The sequence below is a fragment of the Neobacillus sp. MER 74 genome (assembly GCF_023714155.1).
Map to the genome: position 1 here is coordinate 22,095 of NZ_JAMAUV010000030.1, position 24,265 is coordinate 46,359.

Annotated in this window: 23 protein-coding genes; 17 read left to right on the plus strand and 6 right to left on the minus strand. The window is 36.5% G+C overall.

Annotated elements, in window-relative coordinates; translation table 11 throughout:
• Positions 1 to 87: 87 nt before the first annotated feature.
• From M3610_RS25095 to M3610_RS25125, 7 genes are all read left to right on the plus strand, one after another.
• Positions 88 to 393 carry a hypothetical protein gene (locus tag M3610_RS25095; RefSeq protein WP_251463297.1) on the plus strand — a complete coding sequence of 102 codons (306 nt, stop codon included), beginning with the start codon at positions 88 to 90 and terminating at the stop codon, positions 391 to 393.
• Positions 393 to 1,151 carry an RQC-minor-1 family DNA-binding protein gene (locus M3610_RS25100; RefSeq protein WP_251463314.1) on the plus strand — a complete coding sequence of 253 codons (759 nt, stop codon included), beginning with the start codon at positions 393 to 395 and terminating at the stop codon, positions 1,149 to 1,151. The genes M3610_RS25095 and M3610_RS25100 overlap by 1 nt, the downstream gene beginning before the upstream one ends.
• Positions 1,152 to 1,201: 50 nt before the next feature.
• Complete coding sequence (locus tag M3610_RS25105) at positions 1,202 to 2,044, plus strand: DUF6398 domain-containing protein (protein ID WP_251463298.1); 843 nt, start codon at positions 1,202 to 1,204, stop codon at positions 2,042 to 2,044.
• A 74-nt stretch (positions 2,045 to 2,118) separates the two neighbouring features.
• Positions 2,119 to 2,604: an SEC-C metal-binding domain-containing protein gene (locus M3610_RS25110; RefSeq protein ID WP_251463299.1), complete on the plus strand. Its 486-nt coding sequence runs from the start codon at positions 2,119 to 2,121 to the stop codon at positions 2,602 to 2,604.
• Positions 2,605 to 2,788: 184 nt separating this feature from the next.
• Positions 2,789 to 3,049 (plus strand): hypothetical protein, encoded by a 261-nt coding sequence (locus M3610_RS25115; RefSeq protein ID WP_251463300.1) that lies wholly within the window; start codon positions 2,789 to 2,791, stop codon positions 3,047 to 3,049.
• Positions 3,046 to 3,429, plus strand: coding sequence for a retropepsin-like aspartic protease (locus tag M3610_RS25120; RefSeq protein ID WP_251463301.1), 384 nt, complete (start codon positions 3,046 to 3,048; stop codon positions 3,427 to 3,429). The genes M3610_RS25115 and M3610_RS25120 overlap by 4 nt, the downstream gene beginning before the upstream one ends.
• Before the next feature lie 635 nt (positions 3,430 to 4,064).
• The gene (locus M3610_RS25125; RefSeq protein ID WP_098576341.1) at positions 4,065 to 4,289 is read left to right on the plus strand and encodes an alpha/beta-type small acid-soluble spore protein; all 225 of its coding nucleotides are present in this window, start codon (positions 4,065 to 4,067) and stop codon (positions 4,287 to 4,289) included.
• Positions 4,290 to 4,608: 319 nt separating this feature from the next.
• Here the strand turns inward: M3610_RS25125 and M3610_RS28380 are convergent, their stop codons facing one another.
• Both M3610_RS28380 and M3610_RS25135 read right to left on the minus strand, forming a co-directional pair.
• A complete protein-coding gene (locus M3610_RS28380) occupies positions 4,609 to 5,598 on the minus strand; it encodes a DUF3231 family protein (RefSeq protein WP_251463302.1) in 990 nt (329 codons plus the stop codon).
• Between the two features lie 238 nt (positions 5,599 to 5,836).
• The gene (locus M3610_RS25135) at positions 5,837 to 6,718 is read right to left on the minus strand and encodes a processed acidic surface protein (RefSeq protein WP_251463303.1); all 882 of its coding nucleotides are present in this window, start codon (positions 6,716 to 6,718) and stop codon (positions 5,837 to 5,839) included.
• Positions 6,719 to 6,900: 182 nt separating this feature from the next.
• Here M3610_RS25135 and M3610_RS25140 point away from each other — a divergent pair, with 182 nt between their 5' ends.
• Positions 6,901 to 9,099 (plus strand): MMPL family transporter, encoded by a 2,199-nt coding sequence (locus tag M3610_RS25140; protein WP_251463304.1) that lies wholly within the window; start codon positions 6,901 to 6,903, stop codon positions 9,097 to 9,099.
• 254 nt (positions 9,100 to 9,353) lie between these two features.
• Here M3610_RS25140 and M3610_RS25145 read toward each other — a convergent pair whose 3' ends face one another.
• Positions 9,354 to 11,111, minus strand: coding sequence for an amylo-alpha-1,6-glucosidase (locus M3610_RS25145; protein ID WP_251463305.1), 1,758 nt, complete (start codon positions 11,109 to 11,111; stop codon positions 9,354 to 9,356).
• A gap of 346 nt (positions 11,112 to 11,457) precedes the next feature.
• On the opposite strand from M3610_RS25145, the gene M3610_RS25150 reads away from it, so the two are divergent.
• From M3610_RS25150 to M3610_RS25160, 3 genes are all read left to right on the plus strand, one after another.
• Positions 11,458 to 12,879 (plus strand): PTS transporter subunit EIIC, encoded by a 1,422-nt coding sequence (locus M3610_RS25150; protein WP_251463306.1) that lies wholly within the window; start codon positions 11,458 to 11,460, stop codon positions 12,877 to 12,879.
• A 37-nt stretch (positions 12,880 to 12,916) separates the two neighbouring features.
• Positions 12,917 to 14,566, plus strand: coding sequence for an alpha,alpha-phosphotrehalase (gene treC, locus M3610_RS25155; RefSeq protein WP_251463307.1), 1,650 nt, complete (start codon positions 12,917 to 12,919; stop codon positions 14,564 to 14,566).
• Between the two features lie 108 nt (positions 14,567 to 14,674).
• Positions 14,675 to 15,403: a UTRA domain-containing protein gene (locus M3610_RS25160; protein ID WP_098576333.1), complete on the plus strand. Its 729-nt coding sequence runs from the start codon at positions 14,675 to 14,677 to the stop codon at positions 15,401 to 15,403.
• Between the two features lie 123 nt (positions 15,404 to 15,526).
• Here M3610_RS25160 and M3610_RS25165 read toward each other — a convergent pair whose 3' ends face one another.
• Entirely contained in the window at positions 15,527 to 15,673 is a 147-nt protein-coding gene (locus M3610_RS25165) for a hypothetical protein (RefSeq protein ID WP_180230235.1), read from the minus strand.
• A 106-nt stretch (positions 15,674 to 15,779) separates the two neighbouring features.
• Between M3610_RS25165 and M3610_RS25170 the strand changes: the two genes are divergently transcribed.
• The 3 genes from M3610_RS25170 (at position 15,780) to bla (ending at position 19,195) form a co-directional block, all read left to right on the plus strand.
• Positions 15,780 to 16,166 carry a BlaI/MecI/CopY family transcriptional regulator gene (locus M3610_RS25170; RefSeq protein WP_251463308.1) on the plus strand — a complete coding sequence of 129 codons (387 nt, stop codon included), beginning with the start codon at positions 15,780 to 15,782 and terminating at the stop codon, positions 16,164 to 16,166.
• A complete protein-coding gene (locus M3610_RS25175; RefSeq protein ID WP_251463309.1) occupies positions 16,166 to 17,968 on the plus strand; it encodes a BlaR1 family beta-lactam sensor/signal transducer in 1,803 nt (600 codons plus the stop codon). The genes M3610_RS25170 and M3610_RS25175 overlap by 1 nt, the downstream gene beginning before the upstream one ends.
• Before the next feature lie 333 nt (positions 17,969 to 18,301).
• Entirely contained in the window at positions 18,302 to 19,195 is an 894-nt protein-coding gene (bla, locus tag M3610_RS25180) for a class A beta-lactamase (RefSeq protein ID WP_396953672.1), read from the plus strand.
• A 219-nt stretch (positions 19,196 to 19,414) separates the two neighbouring features.
• Here bla and M3610_RS25185 read toward each other — a convergent pair whose 3' ends face one another.
• Positions 19,415 to 19,621 (minus strand): DUF1657 domain-containing protein, encoded by a 207-nt coding sequence (locus M3610_RS25185; RefSeq protein WP_098576330.1) that lies wholly within the window; start codon positions 19,619 to 19,621, stop codon positions 19,415 to 19,417.
• Between the two features lie 273 nt (positions 19,622 to 19,894).
• Here M3610_RS25185 and M3610_RS25190 point away from each other — a divergent pair, with 273 nt between their 5' ends.
• Together M3610_RS25190 and M3610_RS25195 are read left to right on the plus strand one after the other, a co-directional pair.
• Positions 19,895 to 22,987, plus strand: coding sequence for an EAL domain-containing protein (locus M3610_RS25190; protein ID WP_251463311.1), 3,093 nt, complete (start codon positions 19,895 to 19,897; stop codon positions 22,985 to 22,987).
• Positions 22,988 to 23,075: 88 nt separating this feature from the next.
• Positions 23,076 to 23,336: a hypothetical protein gene (locus M3610_RS25195; RefSeq protein WP_098576328.1), complete on the plus strand. Its 261-nt coding sequence runs from the start codon at positions 23,076 to 23,078 to the stop codon at positions 23,334 to 23,336.
• Between the two features lie 216 nt (positions 23,337 to 23,552).
• Here M3610_RS25195 and M3610_RS25200 read toward each other — a convergent pair whose 3' ends face one another.
• Positions 23,553 to 23,837, minus strand: coding sequence for a hypothetical protein (locus M3610_RS25200; protein ID WP_251463312.1), 285 nt, complete (start codon positions 23,835 to 23,837; stop codon positions 23,553 to 23,555).
• A gap of 147 nt (positions 23,838 to 23,984) precedes the next feature.
• On the opposite strand from M3610_RS25200, the gene M3610_RS28140 reads away from it, so the two are divergent.
• A complete protein-coding gene (locus M3610_RS28140; RefSeq protein WP_285851477.1) occupies positions 23,985 to 24,107 on the plus strand; it encodes a hypothetical protein in 123 nt (40 codons plus the stop codon).
• Positions 24,108 to 24,265: the final 158 nt, after the last annotated feature.

The window sequence follows — 24,265 nt, forward strand, 5'->3', positions numbered from 1 at the left end:
AAGTTTAGTGGGTGGACAAAAGGATAATGAGTTATATTGCAGAATATCTTTCACAATTTATTGTCTAAAAAGAAGGATTTGGTGTTGGTGGCAAAAAGGAATTCACAAGCTTGGGCAGAGGCCAAAAAACGATGCAAATTGAATGAGACTGATCTACAAATGGCTAAGGAGTTGGGGATGACAGCTAAGAGCTTAATTAAAAATATCCCCACGCCTAATCAGCTATGGAAAGCACCTGTAAAAGTATGGATTCGTGATCTATATGAGGAGAAGTTCAATAGGGTCATTACATTTAAGCCTGCCCTCAGTGAAGAATTAAAAAGAAAGCCCAAAAAACAACAAAAACTGATTGTTTCTGATCACTGGGTTGATGAGGAGGACTTACCATTTTGATGAAATCTAAGGCTGATCGATTATCTGATGAAGAAATAAAAGTCATATTGAGAGCAGCTGATGAAATTATTTGTAAAGGTGGAAGAACACTTCTTGCCAAAATCTTAAAGGGCTCACGGGAGAAGAAAGTATTACAGCTGGAGCTGGATAAGTGTCCTGTCTATGGTTATTATAAATCAGAAAATCTAGATGAAATTATGCAAAAAATTGACTGGATGATCGATTATGATTTTCTAGATATTGAGTATTATGGAAGACTACCAATGATTGTTTTTACAGAGCGGGGGTGGTACATAGAGTCCGATCAATGTGCGGATGAACTTTTAAATGAATGGAAGGAATGGGTCAAGCAGGGAAAGCAAAATCCCGATATGAGCTATCTAAAGGATCGGAATAGGAAAATGATTCTATTGCTGCTTGAGAAGATTAAAGAATTCGGAGATCAAGGACTTATCCCTTATCTAGAATTATGGGAGAAAGTTGATTATAAAAAGGTAAGAGATGAGATTCGAACAACTATAAATGTATTAAATAGAAAAGAGCCGTTTGATCATTCAGTTGTAAAGGAAAAAACAGAATCTATCAAAGAAGCATTAGAGGGTATTGAACCGCATGACCTACTTTTAAAATGCTGGGTATGTGGAGAACGATTTACCTTTACAACGGGAGAGCCGCAATTTTATAAGAAAAAAGGTCTTTCATACCCGAAAAGATGTAAAAAGTGTCATAACGAAAAGGATAACGAATTCTCCTATTAATTAAGAAAATCTACTTTAAGAGCAGACTAATAGATTAGGGGTTGTGGGGTATGACTAAACCAAAAGAAAAGGTAGAGGAAAAGAAGGCAGAATTACTGAAATTAACAATTGAGTTTAGTAAGCAATTTTTAAATGAAGAATATGAGGGAGTAATTGAAAAATTAATAAACAAAATGGCTAGAAAAAGAGACATTCCATTCCTGTCAGGCCGTATTGAAATATGGGCTGCGGCAGTAATCCATGCTTTGGGAACGATTAATTTTTTATTTGATAAATCTAGTCAACCATATGTGTCTGCTACAGAAATTTTTGAGTATTTTGGCACCAAGCAAAGTACGACTTCGCAAAAGTCGAAGAAAATTAGAGATATGTTTAATATGACCTATTTTGATAGTAATTTCTCGATAGAGTCAGTTGTTCAAGGTAGTCCTTTTAATAATCTTTCAATAGTAAATGGATTAATCGTTCCTCAAGATATGTTGAATGATCAGCAGATTGAAATCGAAGAATGGGAAATTCAAGCTGCCCAAATATTAGGAATAAGCGGTTTAGAGAGAGGTAATAAATATAAAGCAAGTTATATGGACAAATTACTCAATGTAAAAGAGACAAGTTTAATGAGTTTTTATGAATATCTATTACAACATATGATATTTCCTTTTACTGCGTTATATGAAGAGGAAGTTGGCTCTTTAGAAATCGCAGAATTTGAAGTCAGCTGTATTCATTTAGACCAAGAGATGAAAGTAGACGAAAATTATGGAATTCTTGTTGAAGGCAGGTTGGGTAGGAAAAAAGTAATACTGCCATTAGCTAGCATCAAATTGGATGAAGGACATAAGAATTTTAAATGGATAGATTTATATCAAGAATGGTTCTGGTCATACAGATAATGTTCAATAGTGGATCGTTCTTTGAATGCATTTTTTAATAGACTGAAAATAGGAATGATAAAAAAGTGGAAACTATGGAAAAATCTGATATTTTAAGTGGTAATACCTTTAGTTATTTTGATGTGTTTGAAGAGAAAAAAGGGCTTGTCTTAGGAACTGAAGTAAATGGTATAAAATATATTATGTATGATCAGTATTGTATGAATCCAAGTTGCAAATGTGATGATGTTATTCTTATCTTTACAGAAAGCGAAAATAATGATTCTGAGTTTGCTATAAGATTATCTTTGAAAAGGAAAAGGTATGAGATTCTTGATATCTATGGTATTTCTAAGAGACAAGTGGATGAGATTGTTAAGGGTTCATTAAAAGATAGTGCAGAAGCAATGGAGCTATTAAAAAAGCGATATAAGGAGATGAAGGAAGCGGGAAAGGCAGTTTTACAAGGCAGTCCGGAAATAAATAGCAATAAAATTGAATTGCCAGTGGAAAAGCCTAAAAGAAATGATCCTTGTCCTTGTGGGAGTAGGAAAAAATACAAAAAGTGCTGTGGTGTATAGTTATTTGTTATACTAAATTTAAATTAATATTCCTCCTTAGTCCAGCAGTGTTGGCTTTTGAAATATCCGAACCCATTAGTATTAAAAAATTAGATGATACAAAAGAAAATCTATTGTAGTGCAAACTTGTATGATTGTTCTAATAAAGAAATTTATAAAATAATGAATCGGAAGAGGGATGTTAATGAAATGGTCTGAAGTACGTCGGCATTTTCCAGAAAGGTGTGTCTTAGTAGAAGCATTAAAGTCTGAAGCAAAAGGAAAAGAAAGAATCATCGAAGAAATGTCGGTAATTGATGACTTTGAGAATGGGAATGCAGCATGGAAAGTGTATAAAAAGCTACACGGGGAAAATCAAAATCGTGAATTATATATCTTTCACACGAATAACGAAGAAATAAAGGTAATTGAGCAGCCATATATAGGAGTACGAAGAAGAGTATGAAATTTCAAATGGATGACCGCTTACCTCTAGTCTCTGTTGAAATTGAATATGCTGGACAGAAAAAGACATTTAGCAACGTACTCCTTGATACCGGCTGTTCTTCAACCATTTTAGATACAGACTTATGTGAAGAAATTGGTCTGATGCTCGATTTAGAAAATGAAATTACACGAAAGATGTACGGAATTGGCGGTACGGAAATCTGCATTGAACAAAAAGTAAGTGGTATGAATATTGATGAGTTTCGACTGAATAATTTCACTATACAACTCGGCGATGTTAGAGAAATGCATGGATTTGACGGAATCATCGGGAGTGATTTTTTTCTTGCACATAAATTAATCATCAACTTCGAAAATATGGAAGTGCGCAAAAACTAGGTTAAGGTAAACGCCACCTCCATATTAATACGCGATCACCTTCTGAGTATTTAATCAAAATGCTAACATTTTGCTAACGCAATCCCATAAAAAACGGTAAATCCCCGTTAAAGATGTTACAGCCAAGAACATCCAAAACGTTGATTTACCGCACTTTTTGCACTCAATGTTAACAATATTACACTCTAGCAGCTTACGGGCGGCATGATGTAATTAGGGGTTTTAAAACCTTGTTATATCAACGTCTAAAATGATAATATGCTTTTCTTGTCCTCGGATTTGTCCTCGTTTTAAAAAAACAGGGCAGCCTATGACTAAAAAGCTAACTATAGGAGAAGGTCTTTCATCAGTTTGCTAAACTGTTGGGAGGCCTTTTCTTCCATATTGGCGGTCATATTAGCCCAGTTTCAATTACTTTTCTTAATTGTGGGTAAGCTCTTCTATGACGTAGTCATAATCCCTTTATCAATAACTTCAGTTTTAATATCCCTTTTAAATCAAGCTGTTCCTGCTTATTTAATAGAACTTTAATCATGCAGTTGAGCTAGGACTTATTAAAATTAATCCCACGGAAATTACCAAAGTATTATTAATATAATATGAGGAATATTAAATTTTATAGGAGGTGAAGACAAATGTCACGTAGCGGTGGAAATCGTCAAAAATTAGTTCAAGGTGCTGAACAAGCGATTGATCAAATGAAGTATGAAATTGCTTCTGAATTTGGTGTACAATTAGGCGCAGACACAGTATCTCGTGCTAACGGTTCAGTTGGTGGTGAGATCACAAAACGTCTAGTTGCAACAGCTCAATCTCAATTAGCAGGTCAGTTTGGTGGTTCAGGAAATACTTCTCGTTAACAGTATTGATGTGTTAACATTTTTCTAAACCTTAAAATGTATGAATAAAATAATATGGCTACAGGCTACTTGCGATTCGCAAGTAGCCTTTCATAATAAGAACTGCCATAAAGCTTGAAATATACATATATTTGCCTTGGAGAAATTAAAAGCAATAATAAAAAGAAGAACTAAATGTTCTCCTTTTTATTATTGCTGTGCAAGATTCAACGCTGTATTTGTTGCTGACTTGGTCAGTCATACCGCCCATTCCAGTCATGTTTTGTACAATATGATTGATAGAATCACCTTGTTCATCTTGCAGAATTCGGTAAATTTATCAATTAGAGAATTCTCTACGATCAACCGAATGAGGTGGTTTCTCGAACCATTCATTAGCAATCATGATTTCCGCACAGTCTTCCGCGAGTTTGACATCATTTTTAATTGCAGAAGCATATCTGAGTCCTAGATCGCGCCGCATGGAACCGGATAAGGCAGTTCCATAATATGCCATGGCAGATTGAATAAGAAAGGCACAATGGAAAATCATTAATTTATCGGAAAAAGGTGCTGTCTCGGAATCGGTGATATGGGTATCCCAGGAAATCGACGAACTGATAAAGTCCTCATGCAGGATTGAACGAAAAATCGTAAGATGCTCTTCTGTCTGTTCCACCACCCGTTGGAAAAATGTCCGAATTTCTTTCGACTCCGCAGTTTGGCTAAAACCTAAGATTAAATCTTTTGCGAGTGTACTCTTCTGTAAATTAAAATAAAGACTGCTGATTTCAATAACGTTCAAGGGTCGATGGTCCCCTAACCACCCGGCAAGAAAACTTTGTTTTTTAGCAAATTCCACTTCTTCTGGCAAGGTGATGGTAGGAACCCGATCCAATAGTCCCTTAGATTTTAACATGTCTAAGGTCGTATCATATATCTCAGAAGCGCCTTTGAATGCTTCTAAATAAAATCTTCGTACGTCCAGCCTGTGAGATATGGTCATTCCGAGTGAATAAGCGGTTAATCCATGGGTAGTCATTCCGTGAAGATAAAACAGCCAAAATTCATCAGAAAATAAGCGAGGGGCATCAAGATGGACATCTTTCTCCGTAAATCCATGCGGAATCGGAAACTGTTCTTTTTGAAAAATCTCAGTGATCATTTGAAGGAGATGATTGGACAGTTGTTGTGCTTTATCAAAAATGGAATAGATGTCGGAATCCATAATGGTTTTTAATGCATAGGAATTAACGCACCGTGCCATCGAGTTGGTGAGATAGGGGGTCCAAAGATTCGATACATCCAGTTCTACTATTTTTTTATTCACTGCTATGCCTCCAAAATAATTTTTATAACCCTATCAAAGCCATGATAAAAACCAATTTATTTTACACTTTTTTATTAGCTTTTATAGGTATTAATTTACGGCTACTTTCTTTATTGACAGGACATATTGTACACAATTATGTGAAGTAATATACTTAAACAAACGGGTGCTTTAATTGAGGAAGTCCAATCAAAAAATAAGCCCTTCCCAACGGAAGAGCCTAACAACAATTACAGTTTTATTTTAAACCTTTCCGTCCATCTTCATATTTTTCTTCATGCATATGATCTACATAATCATCGGAAATCTCACCCAAATGAAGTATGTCTTCACCTTCATCAACTACTTCCAGTGATTCAAAATACTCTTTAGGGATATTAAAATCGATTAGAAGTTCCCCTGAAGTACTGTAGATACTACCAGACAAATTACCTGCTGGAGGTTCTTCCATTTTCAATAAATCCTTTAACGTCACAGCTTGGCCATTAACCTTAAAGTTCATTTTAACTTCATACAATGCAATGGTTTGCTCTAATATTCTAACCATTTCATCCAGGTCTTCATCGCTTAATTGGGAAGGATCTTCAACATTCGCAACTTTTTCCCAAAGTGTATCGTTTGTTGCTATTTGGTCCAATTGGTCTTTATTTTTTTCTTCTACTTCAGTTAAATAGGTGAAAAATCTCTCTGCTTCTTCTTCTGTTATGCCAAATTCCTTTAATCCACTTTCGATTTCAGCCATATATTTGTCATAGTTGGCGTAAAATTCAACTGTCGCATCCAAATCCTCAATAAATTTATATTCATTCAAGTTATCACCAAAATGATCCATTAACTCATTTAATTCTTTCTCAGTCAGACCATATTTAGTTAATAACTGCTGTAAATTTTTTGAGTTAATAGGGGTACCCATAATTTCTTTTAGCTCTTCCACTGTACTAAAATCATCTAAAGGGATTTCGTAGTAGTCTAGATAATCCATTAAATCCTGTTTTGTCCATCCGATTTCGGTTAAATATTGATTTAATTCATTTTCAGAAGGAGCAGCTTGAGCCGAAGGAACATTGAACAGGAATGGGATAGTAAGCATGCACATTAACATTGCTTTTATATAGACCATTGGTATCCTCCTTATAATTTGGTGCAATAATATTTTTCCCTTTTTGAAACTAATTAGAAATGCAAATAATTCCTAAATCTTTATAAATAAGCACTAATTCTAGTGACGTTCTTTCTTTATGATAAAAAAGTGAGAAATGAGTAATCCTATTCTCAGTGGAAACAAAAGGGGGGAAGGAATAGATGAGAGAAATTAATAAAAAAGGACTATTCTGGCATTGGGGAATAAAGATGTACAAATTTCGCTGGGCAATAGCAATTTTTTGGATATTGTTATTCATCCTTTCAGCATTTTTTGCCCAACGGCTGCCTGATAGGCTAAATGATAGTGGTTTAAATCCAAGGGGGAGTGAGTCGGACATCGGTGTATCATTAATGAAAAAGGAATTAAGATCCTCCCCGTCAACGATCACTATTGTTTATACTAGTCGTAAGTTGGACTTAACTAGTGAAAAAGCAATGAGGGACATAATAGAATCGTTAGATAAATTAAAAAAGCAGAAATATGTTGAAAAAATTCAAATAAACAAAACACCGCGTTTAATAGTAGATAAGGGAATTCAGTCTGTTGTGGTTGAACTAAAACTAAATAATGAAGAGGCCCTCAACAATTTTCCAGAGATGAAAAGGCTAATAAGGAAGCCCCAGGGAATGGATACATATGTTGATGGAGAAATAGCTACAATTCATGAAGTTCAGTTGGCGACAAAACATGATATGGCAAAATCAGAAAAGATTGGCCTTCCTATTGCCTTAATTGTTCTTTTATTTATATTTGGGACTTTATGGGCAGCTATTCTACCTCTGCTGGTTGGGTTGATGAGTGTATCTCTGACAATGGGTATTACGTATTATCTTACTGGTTATTATTCGCTTTCGAATTTTCTTCCTAATATAGTGATGATGCTGGGACTTGCGATTGGAGTTGATTATGCTCTTTTTCTTGTCAGCCGTTTTAGGGAGGAATTAAAGAGGCAACAGTCAGTAGGGGACGCTGTAGCAATGGCTACACAAACAGCAGGACAATCTGTTATCTTTTCAGGATTTGCTGTTTTGATTGGTATGTTTGGCATGTTATTTATAAAACTGCCTATAATTTATTCGTTATGTCTGGGTGGAGTGCTAGTGGTCTTTTCAGCAATGATCCTTTCATGCACACTTTTACCTTCTTTATTGGGTATTTTTGGACATCATATAAATTCTCTTCAAGTGTTTCCTGGTACTCAAAAGAAACTGGAAAATTCAATTATGTGGGAGCGAATCGCCAATTCTGTAATGAAAAAACCAGCGATATTAGCTATCTTGATAAGCACTTTACTAATATCACTTATGCTGCCAATTTTTCGGATGAAAGTAGGGGTTCCTACTACGGAAGTACTCCCCCCTGCTTATGAATCTAGGAAAGGGGCGGATTTATTGAAAGGAAATTATGACGTACGGAAATCAAGTCCACTTTACATTATTGTGAAGGCAAAGGAAAATGTCACAGAAGTAGCATCTATTAGGAAGATTAAAAAATTGGAGGAAAAAATTCGCCAAATTCATGGTGTGTTGGAGGTACAAAGTTATATAGACATACTTGGAAATCGAACACCAGAAGAAACCTCACATCTATTAGAGTTAAAAGGTACACATGACCGAATGCAAAACGAAAATTTATTAAGAGGAAATTTTGCCTTGCTGACAGTAGTGCCAAGGTCGAAGCCGGATTCAGCAGAATCTTCTGATCTTGTTAATCGGATAAGAAATAAATCAATGAGTCAATTAGAAACGTATGTTACTGGGCAAACAGCTTTGCGTGTAGACCTAATCGATCGAATAAATTCAGGATTACCCCTGATGATGTTGTTTATTATCATCGTGACTTATTCCATATTACTGTCGGCTTTCAAGTCTGTTCTAATTCCGCTTAAAGCCGTTATTATGAACGTCTTAAGCCTTGGAGCAAGCCTGGGCATTGTGGTAATTGTTTTTCAATATGGGTGGCTGGCTGATTTTCTAAATATTACCTCAACTGGATATGTTAGTGTCATTATGCCCGTTACAATCTTTTGTATTGTGTTTGGTATATCAATGGATTATGAAGTATTTTTAATTTCAAGGATTAAGGAAGAATATGATAAGTTAGGTGATAACGTAAAAAGTACCGCTATAGGGCTACAAAAAACTGGTCGTCTAATTAGTAGTGCTGCATTAATTCTACTAGTTGTCGTTGGATCGTTCATTTTTACAAACATTGAAATTACAAAGGCACTGGGTGTAGGTTTATTTTGTGCTATTTTCATTGACGCTACCCTTATTCGGATTATCCTGGTTCCTGCATTAATGAAGCTGCTAGGTCCTGCGAATTGGTGGGCGCCTAGATGGATTATAGGAAAGTAAGTTTCGGAGTGTAGTTTCTTGCCTTAACTGTTCGAGGGTTTGGGAACCACAATGATGGAGGCAATTCTATAAGTTCAAAGTTATCAAAGAATAATTGTTCTTGGATGTAAAAATACACAGTGGTACTATGTTAGTTGAAATTTATAATGAAACAAATTAGATAGCTATGCAAAAAGCCTTCCAGTTGTTGGTTTACTCAGGAAGGCTTAACAAAAATGTTACATGGCTTAATTTACACTCGTTTTATTATTCATTTACTTGACTAATTTAGCTCCTAAGTAAAGAAAGGTACTAGCTGTCCAGGCAAATGAACGGTCTCTCAATGGTTCTCCTGTAATGGCATTGAAGTTTTCTGGAAATCCGCTCTTGGATGTCAGTCGGCAGTATCGGTCTGCAATTTCCATAGCCAGCCCTCGTTTTCCACAACCCTCCAAAGCATCCACTACGAGAAGGGTAGTCGGGCCCCAAATAGCTCCGCGCCAGTATGCATCATTCTCATACAATGGACTATCAATCGCTTCAGTAGCGATACCCCATTGTGTTAAATAACGCTCACTGGAAAGCAGTTCGATAATGTTTTCCTTAATCTCTTCAGGAAGCCTATTCTCCAAAATGATTGAGATGAGAGGAAGGATACTGTAGCTTTCTATTATTTCTCCGTTTGCTGTAATTCTAGCAACTGGTAAGTTGTCTTTAATAAAATAGGCACAGAAGGCTCTCGTTAAATGATCGGCCTTTTCTTGCCATTTTGTCTGCTCAGAGCCCATGTCCAATTTGCCGGCAACTTCAGACAGCATATCCATTGCTTTTATGAGAAATGCCGTCAGATCAGGAGAATCAACAACAATGGGCGAATTAAATACCGTGCTGTTGTCCTGTCCTGAATCGTTACCGTGATGATATTCACAAATCCCATCCTCATTTGAGTCCTTGTAGGATAAATAGAAATTCACCTGTTTGCTTACATAGTGATAAACCAGTTCTAATTGTTCAGGGGAAAAATCCATTTTTTTCATCATTTTAGAGAAAAACAACCCCTGTACAGGCGGTTTCATAAAGTTCCAGCGTATGGTCGAATCAGAAACGGATCCCGGAATTTGCCCAAGCTCGTCTTGATGATCGAACAATACAGCCATTTGATCCCATGCCAAATCATTATCGACTCCCGCCAAAGCTACAGCATTAAAGCAGTGATCCCAGCTCCATGCTCCAGGAAAATGATGATTCGAAGCGTACATCGTATACCGTTTTAAGTATCCTTCGGGTCTTACGATCGATGACCATGTAATATAAGCCGCTGGTTTAAGAGCTGCTTGATAGGCTGCAGGAACTGCCAGCTGCTTATCGCAAAAGCTCTGGAAGTTCTCCCGGCTTTTTTCCAGCGATTGCTCGAAATCATATTCTTTCCAGTCTGGTTTCAACACATGGGTCGGGATGTCCTGGATAACGCATAGAAATTCATCCTTAATGGATGACACTTCAATAATAGATATGTTGTCAGCCTTGTTCATGCTCCCGGTTTCATCGATATGGATGTTCTGCTTAAGATCCACTGAACCCTTGGAGCAAAAAATAAGATATTTAGTTAAGTTTTTATAGCTGTTGACGATGCAAAATTTCCTATCATCCTTTCCAAGCAAGTAATTATATTCGAAATTATAGAGGGGTTGCGTGTCGAGCCGGAATCCTATCTTTTCTCCGGTTCCTTTTACCAGCAGCTTCGATTCTCCATCAAAACAGATAGAAATATCTCCTCCTTCAAATGTAAGAGTAATGAGGTTGTAATCAGCCGTGTAGCTATAGTCTACCGGTATTCCATTTTTTAATGGTATTAATTTAAGTGAATTCATGTGAGGTTTTGATTTACCGTGTAAGGAACGTAAAAAAAGGCCATTTTCGGTATCGTTTTCACTTTCTTGGTAAGAAAGCGATAGATAGGATCCGAAGTAGCTGAATGGTGTATGGGCTAGGTTCATGAGTGAAAACTCCCTTCTTTTAGCTTGTTTAAACAAGTTTTGCTACTCCTCATTATAAATATAAAATATCCCTAGTCAAGAAGATAAAATGCTAAATTATGGGGTGAAATTTCTCGGTTCGGATTTTTTAGTTGTAATTACACACCTTTAGTCTTTTGCATTAATTTTAATAAAATGTTGAATATGTAAGGGATTTCAGTAAAACACTCACATAATTGATATAACCCAAATGAAAGCGCAAAAATGATGGTTGACAAATCTTGTTTAAACAAGTTAAGATGTAGGCATTAAAACTTGTTCAAACAAGTTGTCGTAAATTCATTCTAATAGACCAACCCTTTCGTCTAAACGAATAGGAGTTCAATGGAGAGGTTGAAATCAAATGCAGGATTTGAAACAGAGTGTTGAGCAGATTATTGAAAGCGTCGGCGGGGCAGATAATGTCCAAAGTGGTACACACTGTGTCACAAGATTAAGATTGATTTTAAATGACCAAAGCTTAGTTGATGGTAAAAAGCTAGAAGAGATTGATATAGTAAAAGGAAGTTTTGAAGCAAGCGGTCAATTCCAGGTGATTATAGGCCCTGGGCTGGTAGAGAAGGTATATGGAGAATTTATCTCTCAAACTGGGATTTCGGAAAACTCCAAGGAAGAAATAAAAGAAATGGTTAATCAAAAGAATAATCCTATCCAAAAAGCCGTTCGGACTTTGGCAGATATCTTCATTCCAATCCTGCCGGCTATCGTCGCTGCTGGATTGTTAATGGGGTTAAATAATGTCTTGGCTAACCCGGGAATTTTCTTTAAGGATAAGTCCTTTTTAGATGTTTATAGCTCTTGGGATGGTGCAGCTGGCATCATAAATGTCATTGCAAATACAGCGTTCACTTTCCTGCCGGCTCTGATAGGCTGGTCTGCCGTAAAAAAATTTGGCGGCAACCCTGTTCTCGGGATTGTGTTAGGGCTAGTACTGGTTCATCCTTCTTTGATGTCTGCCTATGAATTTGCTGCCGATCCAAGTAAAGCAGAAAATTGGTCCCTTTTTGGAATACACATACCGAAAGTTGGATATCAGGGACAAGTTATACCAGTCATCTTTGCAGCATATATCCTATCTTTTTGTGAATTGAAATTGAAAAAAATCATACCTGAATCCATTCAGTTGATATTAGTTTCACCAATCGCTCTTTTGGTGACGGGATTTATTACTTTCGCAGTGATCGGTCCTATTACGATGGCTGGTGCCAACTTGATTACAGACAGCATTGTTTCCCTATTTCATACAGCACCAGTATTAGCGGGAGCTATCTATGGTTTAATTTCCCCGCCTTTAGTCATTACAGGAATGCATCATTTATTTTTGGGAGTCAATCTTCAAATGGCCGGATCACTTGGTTATGTAACACTTTGGCCGATTGGGGAAACGGTAACAATGGCTCAAGGTGCAGCTGCATTAACTATGTTTTTCCTTCTTAAGAATAACAAGAAGTTAAGAGGAGTCGCGCTCACTTCGACTGCATCCGCATGGATGGGAATCACTGAGCCGGCTATTTACGGGATTAACTTAAGATTCCGTTATCCGTTCGTTGCAGTCATGATTGGAAGTGCGGTAGGGAGTGCTTTCCTTGCCTATCAAAATGTTAAGGCAACTTCTGTCGGCGTGGGAGGCGTCTTGTCTTTCCTTTCTGTATTCCCTGAACATTGGGCTTCCTATTTTATCGGAGAGGGAATTGCGTTTGCGATGACCGTTGGTTTAACACTTATATTTTATCGCTTTAAAATCTTTCACTCGAAAGACAATTAACAGTGGAAGGAATAATTTGAACTGATAGGAGTTTATTATGAGTGATTTTAAGGCAAGTACAATTTATCAAATTTACCCAAAATCTTTCCATGACTCCAATGGAGATGGGATTGGAGATCTAAAAGGAATTACAGAAAAATTAGATTATCTTCAATCGCTAGGAATTGAATACCTTTGGATCACACCATTTTTTACATCGCCACAGAAAGATAATGGATATGATGTTGCGGATTACAGGAATATTGACACTCTCTTTGGAACGATGAAGGACTTTGAAGAATTGGTGGAAGAAGCGAAGCGCAGAGGAATAGGTATCATGCTGGATATGGTGTTCAATCATACCTCGACGGAACATGAGTGGTTCCAAAAAGCGCTGGCGGGAGACCAATATTATAAGGATTTTTACATTTTCAAGGATGGCAAACAAGGCACTCCACCAACCAATTGGGTATCCAAGTTTGGTGGAAGTGCATGGGAATATGTATCAGCTTTTAATCAATATTACTTGCATTTATTTGATAAGACCCAGGCAGATTTGAACTGGGAAAACAAAAATGTGAGAAAAGAGCTTGTCAATGTACTAAAATTCTGGATGGATAAAGGTGTTAAAGGGTTCCGTTTTGATGTGGTGAATCTCATATCGAAACCTGAAAAATATGCTGATGACCACGAAGGCGATGGACGAAGATTTTATACAGATGGCCCTAAAGTTCATGACTACTTGAAGGAACTATGCCATGAAAGTGGACTGAATGATGATGGGATGGTGACGGTTGGGGAGATGTCTTCAACTACCATCGATAACTGCATTCGTTATTCAAATCCGGAAGAAAAAGAACTGTCGATGTGCTTTAATTTTCATCATCTGAAGGTGGACTATAAAGATCAACAAAAGTGGATTCTGCGGAATTGTGATTTCATGGCGCTGAAAAAATTGCTAAACGATTGGCAACTTGGATTGCAAGAGGGCAACGGATGGAACGCATTATTCTGGTGCAATCATGATCAGCCAAGAATTGTGTCTCGTTTTGGTGATGACAAACAATATCATAAAGAATCAGCAAAAATGCTTGCAAGTATGATACATTTTTTGCGCGGAACACCTTATATTTACCAAGGGGAAGAAATCGGTATGACCAATGCGTATTTTGAACATATTGAGCAGTACCGGGATGTTGAAAGCATTAACTATTTCAAAATCCTGAAGAAGGAAGGTAAAAAGGAAGAGGATATTTACCGCATTCTTCAGGAGCGTTCAAGAGATAACTCAAGAACCCCTATGCAGTGGGATGATTCACCTTATGCAGGCTTCAGCGAAAATAAACCTTGGATCGAAGTTACTGGAAATTACAAGGAAATTAATGTAAAAAACAGTGCTGTTGAACCAGATTCCATTTTGGACTATTACAAGAAGTTGGTCAGACTAAGAAAGGAATACAAGGTTATCTCTGAAGGATCCTATATTCCAATCCTTCTTGACCATGAGTCAGTTTTTTCCTACAAGAGAACATATGATAGTCAAACCTTGATTGTTATCAATAATTTCTACGGAACAGAAACAGAGGTTGAACTGGAAGAGAACATGGAAGGATACCAATGTATCCTATCCAATTATGAAAGTAGGGACCCTAGTAATCGTTTGATTTTGAAACCATATGAATCCCTTACTCTTCTTAAAAACGAATAGGTCAATGTTGCACATGGGTTTTCCATGTGCAATTTTTTTAAATTTTTCTAGTAATAACCTTTATGATAAAATGAGATGGATAAAATTGAATAATTAGGTGCGTGAAGAATGACAAGAACAAAATACGATAAAATCTATAGAGATCTGAAGGATAAAATTGAAAATAAAGTTTATGCTTATCAGGATTTATTACCTTCAGAGTATACGTTGGTCGAACAATATGAATGCTCTCGGAACACAATCCGCAGGGCGATAGCAAACCTTGTTTCAGAGGGATATGTACAAAGTCTCCATGGCAAGGGTGTACGTGTTATTTATGATCCATATCAACAAGCTGAATATATACTTGGAGGGGTAGAGACCTTCAAGGAATCTTCTATCAGGAACAAGAAAGTGTATGGAACAAAGGTCGTTTGTTTTCAAGAATTGATAGTAGATAAAGAAATAAATAAAATGACATCCATTCCTGAAGGAACAGAAATCTATTATATCCAGCGACTAAGGCTGCTGGACGAAAAAGTATTAATCATTGATCATAACTATTTTAGGAGAGATGTTGTAAAGCATCTAACGGAAGAGATAGCCAAGGGCTCAATATATGAATATATAGAAAATGAACTCGGCGAAAACATCGTAACTACCAAACGATTTATGACAGTTGAAAAAGCCAATGTAAATGATGAGAAGTACATTGGGTTGAATGGTTATAATTGTGTAGCGGTAATCAACAACTATACATTTAATGCTAAGGGAATCATGTTTGAGTTCACTCAATCACGCCATAAACCGGATTCGTTTGTTTTCTTTGATCAAGCGCAAAGGATTAAAAAACACTAATTAATTGTTGTGAATTATCCATTTATTCCTAGAGTGGATTGTTTCATTTTGTATAAAATGATATAATGCTTTTCTTGTTCTCGTTTTATAAAAAACAGGGCAGCCTATTGACTAAAAAGCTAACTATAGGAGAAGGTCTTTCATCAGTTTACTAAACTGTTGGGAGGCCTTTTCTTCCATTTTAGAGGTTATATGAGCATAGATATTCATTGTCGTATTAATATCCGTGTGTCCAAGCTGCCTGTGCTTCTCGTTGTGTTTTAAAGTCACCTTTAGATATCTCCTTGCGTTTTTTAGTGAGTGGACGAATATTCTTTATGTATTTGAACCGTCTTGCTATAATAAATACTACAGTTGTAAAAGTAGGAGGGTTATCATGAAGGAGATTCCACAAATATCAGAAGCAGAATATGAAGTGATGAAGGTTATATGGAACTATGAGCCGATTTCGACTCCTGAGGTAGTGGAGAAATTATCGAATAAGAGTGATTGGAAGCCAAATACCATTCACACCATGCTGGCGCGCCTAGTTAAGAAAAAGGCTTTGCACGCAAGAAAAGATGGCCGCGTGTTTATTTATACTTCACTGGTTGAAAAGCACGAATATGTTGAGCAAAAAAGTAAATCCTTTCTGCAGCAGTTTTTCGGCGGCACGTTAAATTCCATGATATTAAATTTTATTGAAAATGATAAGTTATCGAATGACGATATTTCGGAATTAAAGAAAATATTATCCATGAGAGATATGAAAGGGGAAAAATAATGGATACCATGCTGCTGCGGATTTTAGTAAGTACAATCGTGGTATCCCTCCTTATTTTCATAATTCTGTTAATCAAAAAGCTATTAAACAATCATATGACAGTGAAAGCACATTATCATATTTGGTATTTTCTTTGCATTCCAATCCTTGCTGCCTTTTTACCTTGGAATTATTTTCGCCTTAGAGAAGGAACTCGCTATTTTAAAAGCTTACTTTTTTTCCATAGAGAAACGCCATCGAAGAGTGAAAGGATTAATGGAATGGATGCCTCTCAGGCGCCAAACAGCGATTTATTACATGATTTCACGGTATCGGTAAATAAGTCAACGCCCGATTTCGTCTACCATACATTTTTTACAGTTTGGATCATTGGAGTGGTTCTTTTTGTTGGGGCTGCTGTTTATTCAAACTATCAACTCTATCAAATTAAAAAGTCGGCTGCAGCTGTTCATAACCAAAAGCTAATTAAACTATTAGAAGCGTGTAAAGAGATGGTTGGGGTGAAAAGAAACATAAGGTTGCGGGAGACCTCTCTTATTTCCTCGCCGATCACGTTCGGGATTTTTCAGCCCTTTATTTTTTTACCAAGCAAAACACGAGAAGCATTCTCGTTAAATGAATTAAAATACGTGTTTTTGCACGAGCTGCACCATCATAAAAGCAAAGATTTGTTCGTGAATTACGTCATGTGGATGTTTCGTATTATTTATTGGTTTAACCCGTTCGTCTGGTATGCCTTAAAAAGGATTCGAATGGATCGGGAATTGGCCTGTGATGCATCCGTTTTAAATCTCTTGGATGAGAGTGGATATATCGAATATGGGCATACCATCATTCGTTTTGCAGATAAAAAATATGATCGTACCCTTGAACAGCTTGCTCCAGGTATAGGTGGGACAAAAAAACAAATCCAACAAAGAATCCAGTGCATTGCAAGCTTCTCTAGTGATTCTCTAGTATTGAAATGGAAAAGCAAGGTCATCTGTTCTGTTTTAGGAATTGTTGTGCTATTCCTTGCTCCGATTACCACCGTCATTGCCAGCCCAGATGATGTGTATCAGGTTAGCGGGAAGAATGCAGTCTATGAAGATCTAAGCTCCTATTTTAAGGGCTACAAGGGCAGCTTTGTTTTATATGATCCCTCTAAAAACCAATATCAAATTTATAATCGGGAGATGAGTGAACAGAGAAATTCTCCTGATAGCACCTATAAAATATATTCTGCCTTATTTGCATTGGAATCCAATGTGATTTCCACGAATAACAATAAACAGGTTTGGGATGGGAAGATTTATCCTTATCCAGAATGGAATCAAAATCAAAATTTAGCGACTGCCTTAAGCCGTTCCGTGAATTGGTATTTCCAGAATACCGATCGAGAGGTAGGGAGAAAGCCGCTGCAAGAGTATTTTCACAAGATAAAATACGGAAATGAGGATCTTTCAGGGAATTTGGATAGTTACTGGATGGAATCTTCCTTAAAAATATCACCTATTGAACAAGTCCAATTATTATACCAATTAGAAGAAAATCAATGGGGTTTTAAAGGGGAAAATATCAAAGCGGTAAAAAAGGCAATTTTAATAGATGTGCAAAAGAATGGGCGGTTGTATGGTAAAACGGGAACCGGTATGATTAATGGAAAGAATGTAAATGGCTGGTTTATTGGCTTTGTCGATAAAGGTGATGATCGTTTTTATTTTGCCGTTAATATTCAAAATAAGGATGGTCAAGCTCAAGGAAGTAAGGCAGCGGAGATTGCCAAGCAGATCCTGCATCATAAAAAGATATATTATAATTAACCCCAGAAAGGATTACCCTTCCTTTTTGGGACTTTCTGGTACCAAATACTACAGTCGTAATATTTATAGCTGCCTTGTACACAAACTTCCCAGTATGAAAGGGCTGATGTATTTTGAAGCAGAAACCTACCGGGAAACGTACCGGATGCCAAACGGGGCCAACTACAAAATGATATTGACATCTTTTTATTACACGTGTAGTATTACATACGTAATTAAATACTACATATGTAGTATTATGTGCGTTTTCTAATATTACGCATGTAATCAAATTGGAGAAAAGAGGTTAAGATCTTGAGGAAAACACATGATATTTACAGCATTAATAATTTTATATTGGCCCTGCTTGTGCTAGTGGCTGCCATTGTACCCCTCGCCGGTTGGTCAATGACCACCCATAACCTTTCTGATCAGCACGGAAAGGCAGTCAAGAAAACATCAGTACCCCATATACACCGTGAGTTTGCAGAACTCGAGAGCAAATTTGAAGCCCGGCTCGGGGTCTACGCTATTGATACAGGTACAAATCGTACCGTCTCCTATCGGCCTCAGGAGCGGTTCGCTTACGCATCTACATACAAAGTTTTAGCAGCAGGTGCATTGCTGCAGCATTACTCAATAGATCAACTAGACGAGTTAGTCACATACAACAGCGAGGACATCGTTTCATATTCACCTGTTACACAGCTTCACGTAGATACCGGGATGACTCTTCGGGAAGTGATTGAGGCAGCTGTTCGATATAGCGACAACACCGCAGGGAACCTTTTATTAAAGAAACTGGGAGGTCCTGAGGGATTTGAAACAGCACTGAGGCAGATTGGCGATAACATTACCCAAGTTGATCGCTGCGAGACGGATTTGAACTCAGCTGTTCCTGGAGATACACGTGACACAAGCACACCAAAAGCACTTGCTGCCAGCCTCAAGGCCTTCGCTGTCAGTGACTTGCTCCCTACTGAAAAACGTACAATCCTGACAGATTGGATGTGGGGAAATACCACTGGGGATGCATTGATCCGTGCTGGTGCACCAACAGGCTGGGAAGTCGGTGATAAGAGCGGGGCAGGTAGCTATGGAACGCGGAATGACATTGCTGTTGTTTGGCCGCCGAATAGAGCTCCCATTATCATTGCAGTTCTATCCAAGCGCGATACACAGAATGCCACCTATGACAATGCGCTTATCGCAGAAGCCGCCAAGGTAGCCCTTAACGCTCTGAAGTGAACAGATAAATAAATTTACTCATCACAATTCTCAATTGCATCAGTGAACAGGCATATCATTCAGTCAACATATACAATCATTAGAAAAATTTAGTATGTGCTGACTGATATTTTTTTCTATATAATAATAGGAATGGATAACATTTAGGCAACGGCTGTAAATAATTAGTCGTGTAGATATTTATCTAGAAAAAGCATATTTAAGAAAAACGTTTACAATTTATTGCTGTTTGTACTGAGGTTCTTCACTTTGAATTTCTTGAAGACGTGGTTCAAGACTATCAAGAACCTGTTGTGTTTGTTGTGCTGCCTGTTGATAAAGCTGCTTGGCATTTTGGTTATCGGTTGCTAGGGCGAAGCCTTCAAAGCTAGCTTGTGCACTTTTTAAACCTGCAAGTGCTTGTTGAACTTGTTTTCCAACTGTCATTGGTAAATCCTTCTTTCGTATGATTTTAAATTTCAAAAGTAGTATGTGGAAATCATTATTAACTTATGTAAAAAAATTAAGTATGAATGTAGCAAATTACATTTTAGTAGTTTTTGAATTTATTCTTTTAAAACAATCATATCAATTGATGGGTTAGTTGGAGCCACTTGGTGGCTTTTTTTCTTATGGAGCTAACCTAGCGGGAAATTTAATGGTAACTATGTTATGTTGGGGATGAATAATCAATACTCTAATGGAAAGGAGTTTAGGATTTTGAGCAAGACAAGAAATACTGAGATTATCTTGGAAAGAATTTCCGATGCTTTTTACTCGTTAGATAAAGATTTAAAATTTGAATACATAAATAATGTAACCGAAAGTCTCTTACAAATTAACCGTGAAAAGGCGATTGGACAATATATATATAATGTATTACCACACAGTGATATACAGAATTTTGTAAACCGATACAAAAGGGCTTTATTAAAACAAATTACGGTAGAATTTAAAGAGTATTTTAACAATAGATGGTATGAAATAAGGGCTTTCCCATCTGCTGAAGGTTTGTCCGTATTTTTTAGAGATATTACTGAGCAAAAACAAGAGTATCAAAAAATGAACTATCTAGCTAATTATGATGTTTTAACAGATGTACCCAACAGATATTTTTTCTATCAATACTTAAATGATAAGTTACAATCTCTCGATGTGTCTATTGCAGTCGTATTTATATCCATGAACAAAATAGAAAAAGTAAATGATACATTTGGTCATGAAACAGGCGACCAATTAATAAAACACACTGCAGAACGTCTAAAAAGGATTGTAGACACTTTCGGTTTTATTGCTCGTTATTCTGGAAATGAGTTTATTGTCACTTTCGAATACCGAAATGAAAAGGAGATATCTTCTATTATTGATCAAGTAATGGAATCGGTCTCTAGTCCATTTTTAATAAATGGTTTTGAACTAAAAACGTCATTAAGTATTGGCGTAAGTCAGTATCCAAAGGATGGACAAAGTGTAGAATTACTAATGAAAAATGCAGCATTCGCTATGAATAGAGCTAAAAAATCAAGAGGAATTAATTTCAAGTTTTACTCCTTTAATGAGGGAGAAGGAAGTATTGACCCATTAAAGCTGGAAGTGGAGCTTTATAAAGCTATAGATCGAGATCAGTTATTCCTCCACTATCAACCTAAAATAAATTTAAAAACAGGGAAAATAGTAGGTGTAGAAGCGTTAATCCGTTGGGAACATCCAGAGTGGGGATTAGTTTCACCTCGGACATTTATTCCAATAGCTGAAGAAACAGGATTAATTATACCAATAGGTGAATGGGCTTTGAATGCTGCTTGTAAACAAAACAAATTATGGCAAGAACAAGGATTTAATACAGTTGTTTCTGTTAATTTGTCAGCGATTCAATTTAATCAATCAAATTTAATTGATACAATCGAAACGATTCTTCAAAAAACAGGACTTGAACCACATTTTTTAGAAGTTGAACTTACGGAAAGCATCACTGCTGATATTGACAGTACAATTTTAATGTTACAGCAACTAAAAAAGATTGGTATTCAAATAAGTATTGATGATTTTGGAGCTGGATTCAGTTCTCTTAGCTATTTAAAATACTTCCCTGTAGACACCTTAAAGATTGACCAATCATTTGTTAGAAAACTTCACAACAATCCTAACGATGAAACAATTATTAAAACAATCATTTCAATGGCACATAATTTGAATTTGAAAGTAGTTGCAGAAGGAATTGAAACAAAGGAGCAACTTGTTTTTCTGCAGCACCATTTATGCGACGAAGGGCAAGGTTATTTCTTAAGTAAGCCGTTATTAGCTAATGAATTAGAACAAAAACGTTTTGGAATGGAACAAATTGTTGAAGACCAAGGGATCCCTGGGGATCTAAAAGAAAATTTGTGGATGAAAGAATTTTATGAAAAAGCTAAAAGAGAGTTACAAGATACTGTTCGATTACAACAAGGTATGATTTTCAAGTTTAAAAAAATTAATAATCGATTTATTCATACACTCTGCGATGGGGACTTACTCTACCGATTTGGAATGATTCCTTCTCAAGTTATTGGCAAAAGTTTAGAGGAGTTTCTGCCTCAACAAAGTGCTATCGAAAAAACTTCTTTCTACAATAGATCATGGGATGGAGAAGAATTTGTTACTTATGAGGACGAGTTAAATGGAATTTGTTATTTAGCCCATTTACGCCCATTAAAAAAGGGAGGAGAAGTAGTTGAAGTTATTGGGTCCTGTATTGATATTACTGCACGAAAAAAAGCAGAGCAAGCTTTAAAAGAGAGTGAGTGTAAATATCGCCTTATTGCTGATAATATGACCGACGTAATCATGTTATTGGACATCCATGGAAAAATATTATATTCATCACCATCCTTAGCAAATATAATCGGTGACCCTTTAAAATCATTTGTAGGTGAAAGTTCATTTGATTTAATACATCCCGAAGACAAACAAAGCGTAATAATGGAGTTTCAACAAGTAATAGACACGAAAACACCAGCTAGGATGGAAGCTCATTTTTTGACAGGCAGTGGAAATTCCATCTTATTTGAAGGTGTTGGTACTCCGGTACTTGGGAAAAATGGAGAACCAGAATACTTTATTGTGGTTGGAAGAGATATTACCGAAAAAAGGATCACAGAAGAACAGCTCTCAAAAGCTGAAAAACTATCTATTGTTGGTCAACTTGCAGCAGGAGTGGCCCATGAGGTTAGAAACCCTCTAACTTCAATAAAAGGGTTTATTAAGCTTCTTGAGCAAGGAAGCAATAACAAAGAATATTTTGAAATCATTTTTAAAGAATTTGATCAGATTGAGGGAATTCTAAAAGAACTTTTAACTCTTGCAAAACCAGAGGAGATTCAGTTGGAAAAGGTTAATATTCCAACTATTTTTAATGACGTTACTATATTACTTAATTCCGAAGCAAATTTAAGAAACGTAGAGATTTCTCAAGAATTTCAACCAAATCTTCCACAAGTTTTGTGCGATAGGAACCAAATTAAACAAGTTTTCGTTAATATTATAAAAAATAGCATTGAAGCAATTCCTAATGGAGGATATGTGAAAATTGAGGGTTCTGTAGAAGATGGAAATCTCTTAATGAAAATTATTGATAATGGAATTGGTATAAATAAAGAACGTATTAAACGATTAGGTGAACCGTACTACAGCAATAAAGAAAAAGGCACTGGTCTGGGTTTGATGTTATGTTATAAAATTGTTCGGCATCATAATGGGAGCATAATAGTAAAAAGTAAGGAAAGCCATGGTACCACGGTTGAAGTAAGGTTACCGATAAATACATCACAATAGAAAGATGCCTATTCGATTTATATTATGTTAAAGCCCCTGACAGTAAGTAAATTTCTTCACCATCCTAGCCAGAAGAATTTCCACCCTATTGAATAAAAAACATTTAAAAATCAACACTAAATTCAATAACTTCGGAAAGGCTGTGTTTTTCTTGAATCAAGAAACAAAAGTAGCTAATGAACTTCAAAAAATGATGACCTGGAACCTAGTTCCTGTATCAGTTCAAGAAGATATAAATAAGATTTGCGAAAGTTTAATGAATGGATCTGCAACATTACAAGATTTGGAAAATCGAGATCCCTTTGTGATAGAAATGATTCATAAGGCAATGAATCAAGCAGGAAAATAAGGCAGTGCAATCAAGGAAGAATATTTAAGTTTGCTTGAGCAGATTGAACAGATTGAACAGATTGTTGTGCAGCTTGTTAGACTAAAGATTTTAATCACAGATTCCCCCATTAAATAAACAGAAAAACGCTTCCCATAGGAAAGCGCCCATTTGCTGAAGATCAAAGACTATTGAAACTGTCTCACTTAGAGAATGCCTTTAATTTTGCATAAATGATTAATAAATAAAGTATGGGGGGTAATAGGGGTTTGGAGGATATGGATACCAGTAAACATATCTATAAGGTCCAACTAATGTACTGACCAATAAACCGCCTAATACTCCACCGAGTAATCCTGCTAGGAAGGGGTTCCCAAAATAGGGTCTCCAAAATAATGGCGGTCGAAAGAAAAAAGGAGGTCGCCAAAAAAATGGTCTTACAAAAAACGGTCTCCTAATAATTCGTTCCTCTTTATTTATTTTATCAGCTTGCTGTGGCATAACCTGTACTTCTGTATTCATAAAAACATCCTCATTTCTTTTTGCTATAAAGAGTATGCGTTTACCTATCCCGTCTCTTGTGCTTTTGTCATTGTTTAAGAACAAATTCCTAAATTGGGATAGATTTAGATCCGTAAGCAGCATGTCACCACTATATTGGAAAAGATTTTGGCTCGGGTAATGAATATTACCAGTAGAATAAAAATTGATGAAAATAATGTAAACATTGATACAGAAGAACCAATTGAAGATCCTAAAGACGCAGCAGATCCAGATAATATTGATGAATAGGTTAAACACCGTTTGTTCTCAAACGGTGTTCCAGACTGTCGACAAATCCGAAGGATTTCGGGTTTTAAATCGACAGTCTTTTTTGTTTGGCTCATTAAACTAGTCTGTTGATTTCCGTTCCAGGCGGCTTCGCTTTCCGCGGGCGGTTCGGGGAGCCT

Coding starts and splice junctions, on each gene's coding strand:
- M3610_RS25100 (WP_251463314.1), top strand. CDS start 393: ATGAAATCTAAGGCTGATCGATTATCTGATGAAGAAATAAAAGTCATA.
- M3610_RS25175 (WP_251463309.1), top strand. CDS start 16,166: ATGGATACCATGCTGCTGCGGATTTTAGTAAGTACAATCGTGGTATCC.
- M3610_RS25170 (WP_251463308.1), top strand. CDS start 15,780: ATGAAGGAGATTCCACAAATATCAGAAGCAGAATATGAAGTGATGAAG.
- treC (WP_251463307.1), top strand. CDS start 12,917: ATGAGTGATTTTAAGGCAAGTACAATTTATCAAATTTACCCAAAATCT.
- M3610_RS25115 (WP_251463300.1), top strand. CDS start 2,789: ATGAAATGGTCTGAAGTACGTCGGCATTTTCCAGAAAGGTGTGTCTTA.
- M3610_RS25135 (WP_251463303.1), bottom strand. CDS start 6,718: ATGGTCTATATAAAAGCAATGTTAATGTGCATGCTTACTATCCCATTC.
- M3610_RS25125 (WP_098576341.1), top strand. CDS start 4,065: ATGTCACGTAGCGGTGGAAATCGTCAAAAATTAGTTCAAGGTGCTGAA.
- M3610_RS25160 (WP_098576333.1), top strand. CDS start 14,675: ATGACAAGAACAAAATACGATAAAATCTATAGAGATCTGAAGGATAAA.
- M3610_RS25200 (WP_251463312.1), bottom strand. CDS start 23,837: ATGAATACAGAAGTACAGGTTATGCCACAGCAAGCTGATAAAATAAAT.
- M3610_RS25105 (WP_251463298.1), top strand. CDS start 1,202: ATGACTAAACCAAAAGAAAAGGTAGAGGAAAAGAAGGCAGAATTACTG.
- M3610_RS25120 (WP_251463301.1), top strand. CDS start 3,046: ATGAAATTTCAAATGGATGACCGCTTACCTCTAGTCTCTGTTGAAATT.
- M3610_RS25110 (WP_251463299.1), top strand. CDS start 2,119: ATGGAAAAATCTGATATTTTAAGTGGTAATACCTTTAGTTATTTTGAT.
- M3610_RS25140 (WP_251463304.1), top strand. CDS start 6,901: ATGAGAGAAATTAATAAAAAAGGACTATTCTGGCATTGGGGAATAAAG.
- M3610_RS25185 (WP_098576330.1), bottom strand. CDS start 19,621: ATGACAGTTGGAAAACAAGTTCAACAAGCACTTGCAGGTTTAAAAAGT.
- M3610_RS25150 (WP_251463306.1), top strand. CDS start 11,458: ATGCAGGATTTGAAACAGAGTGTTGAGCAGATTATTGAAAGCGTCGGC.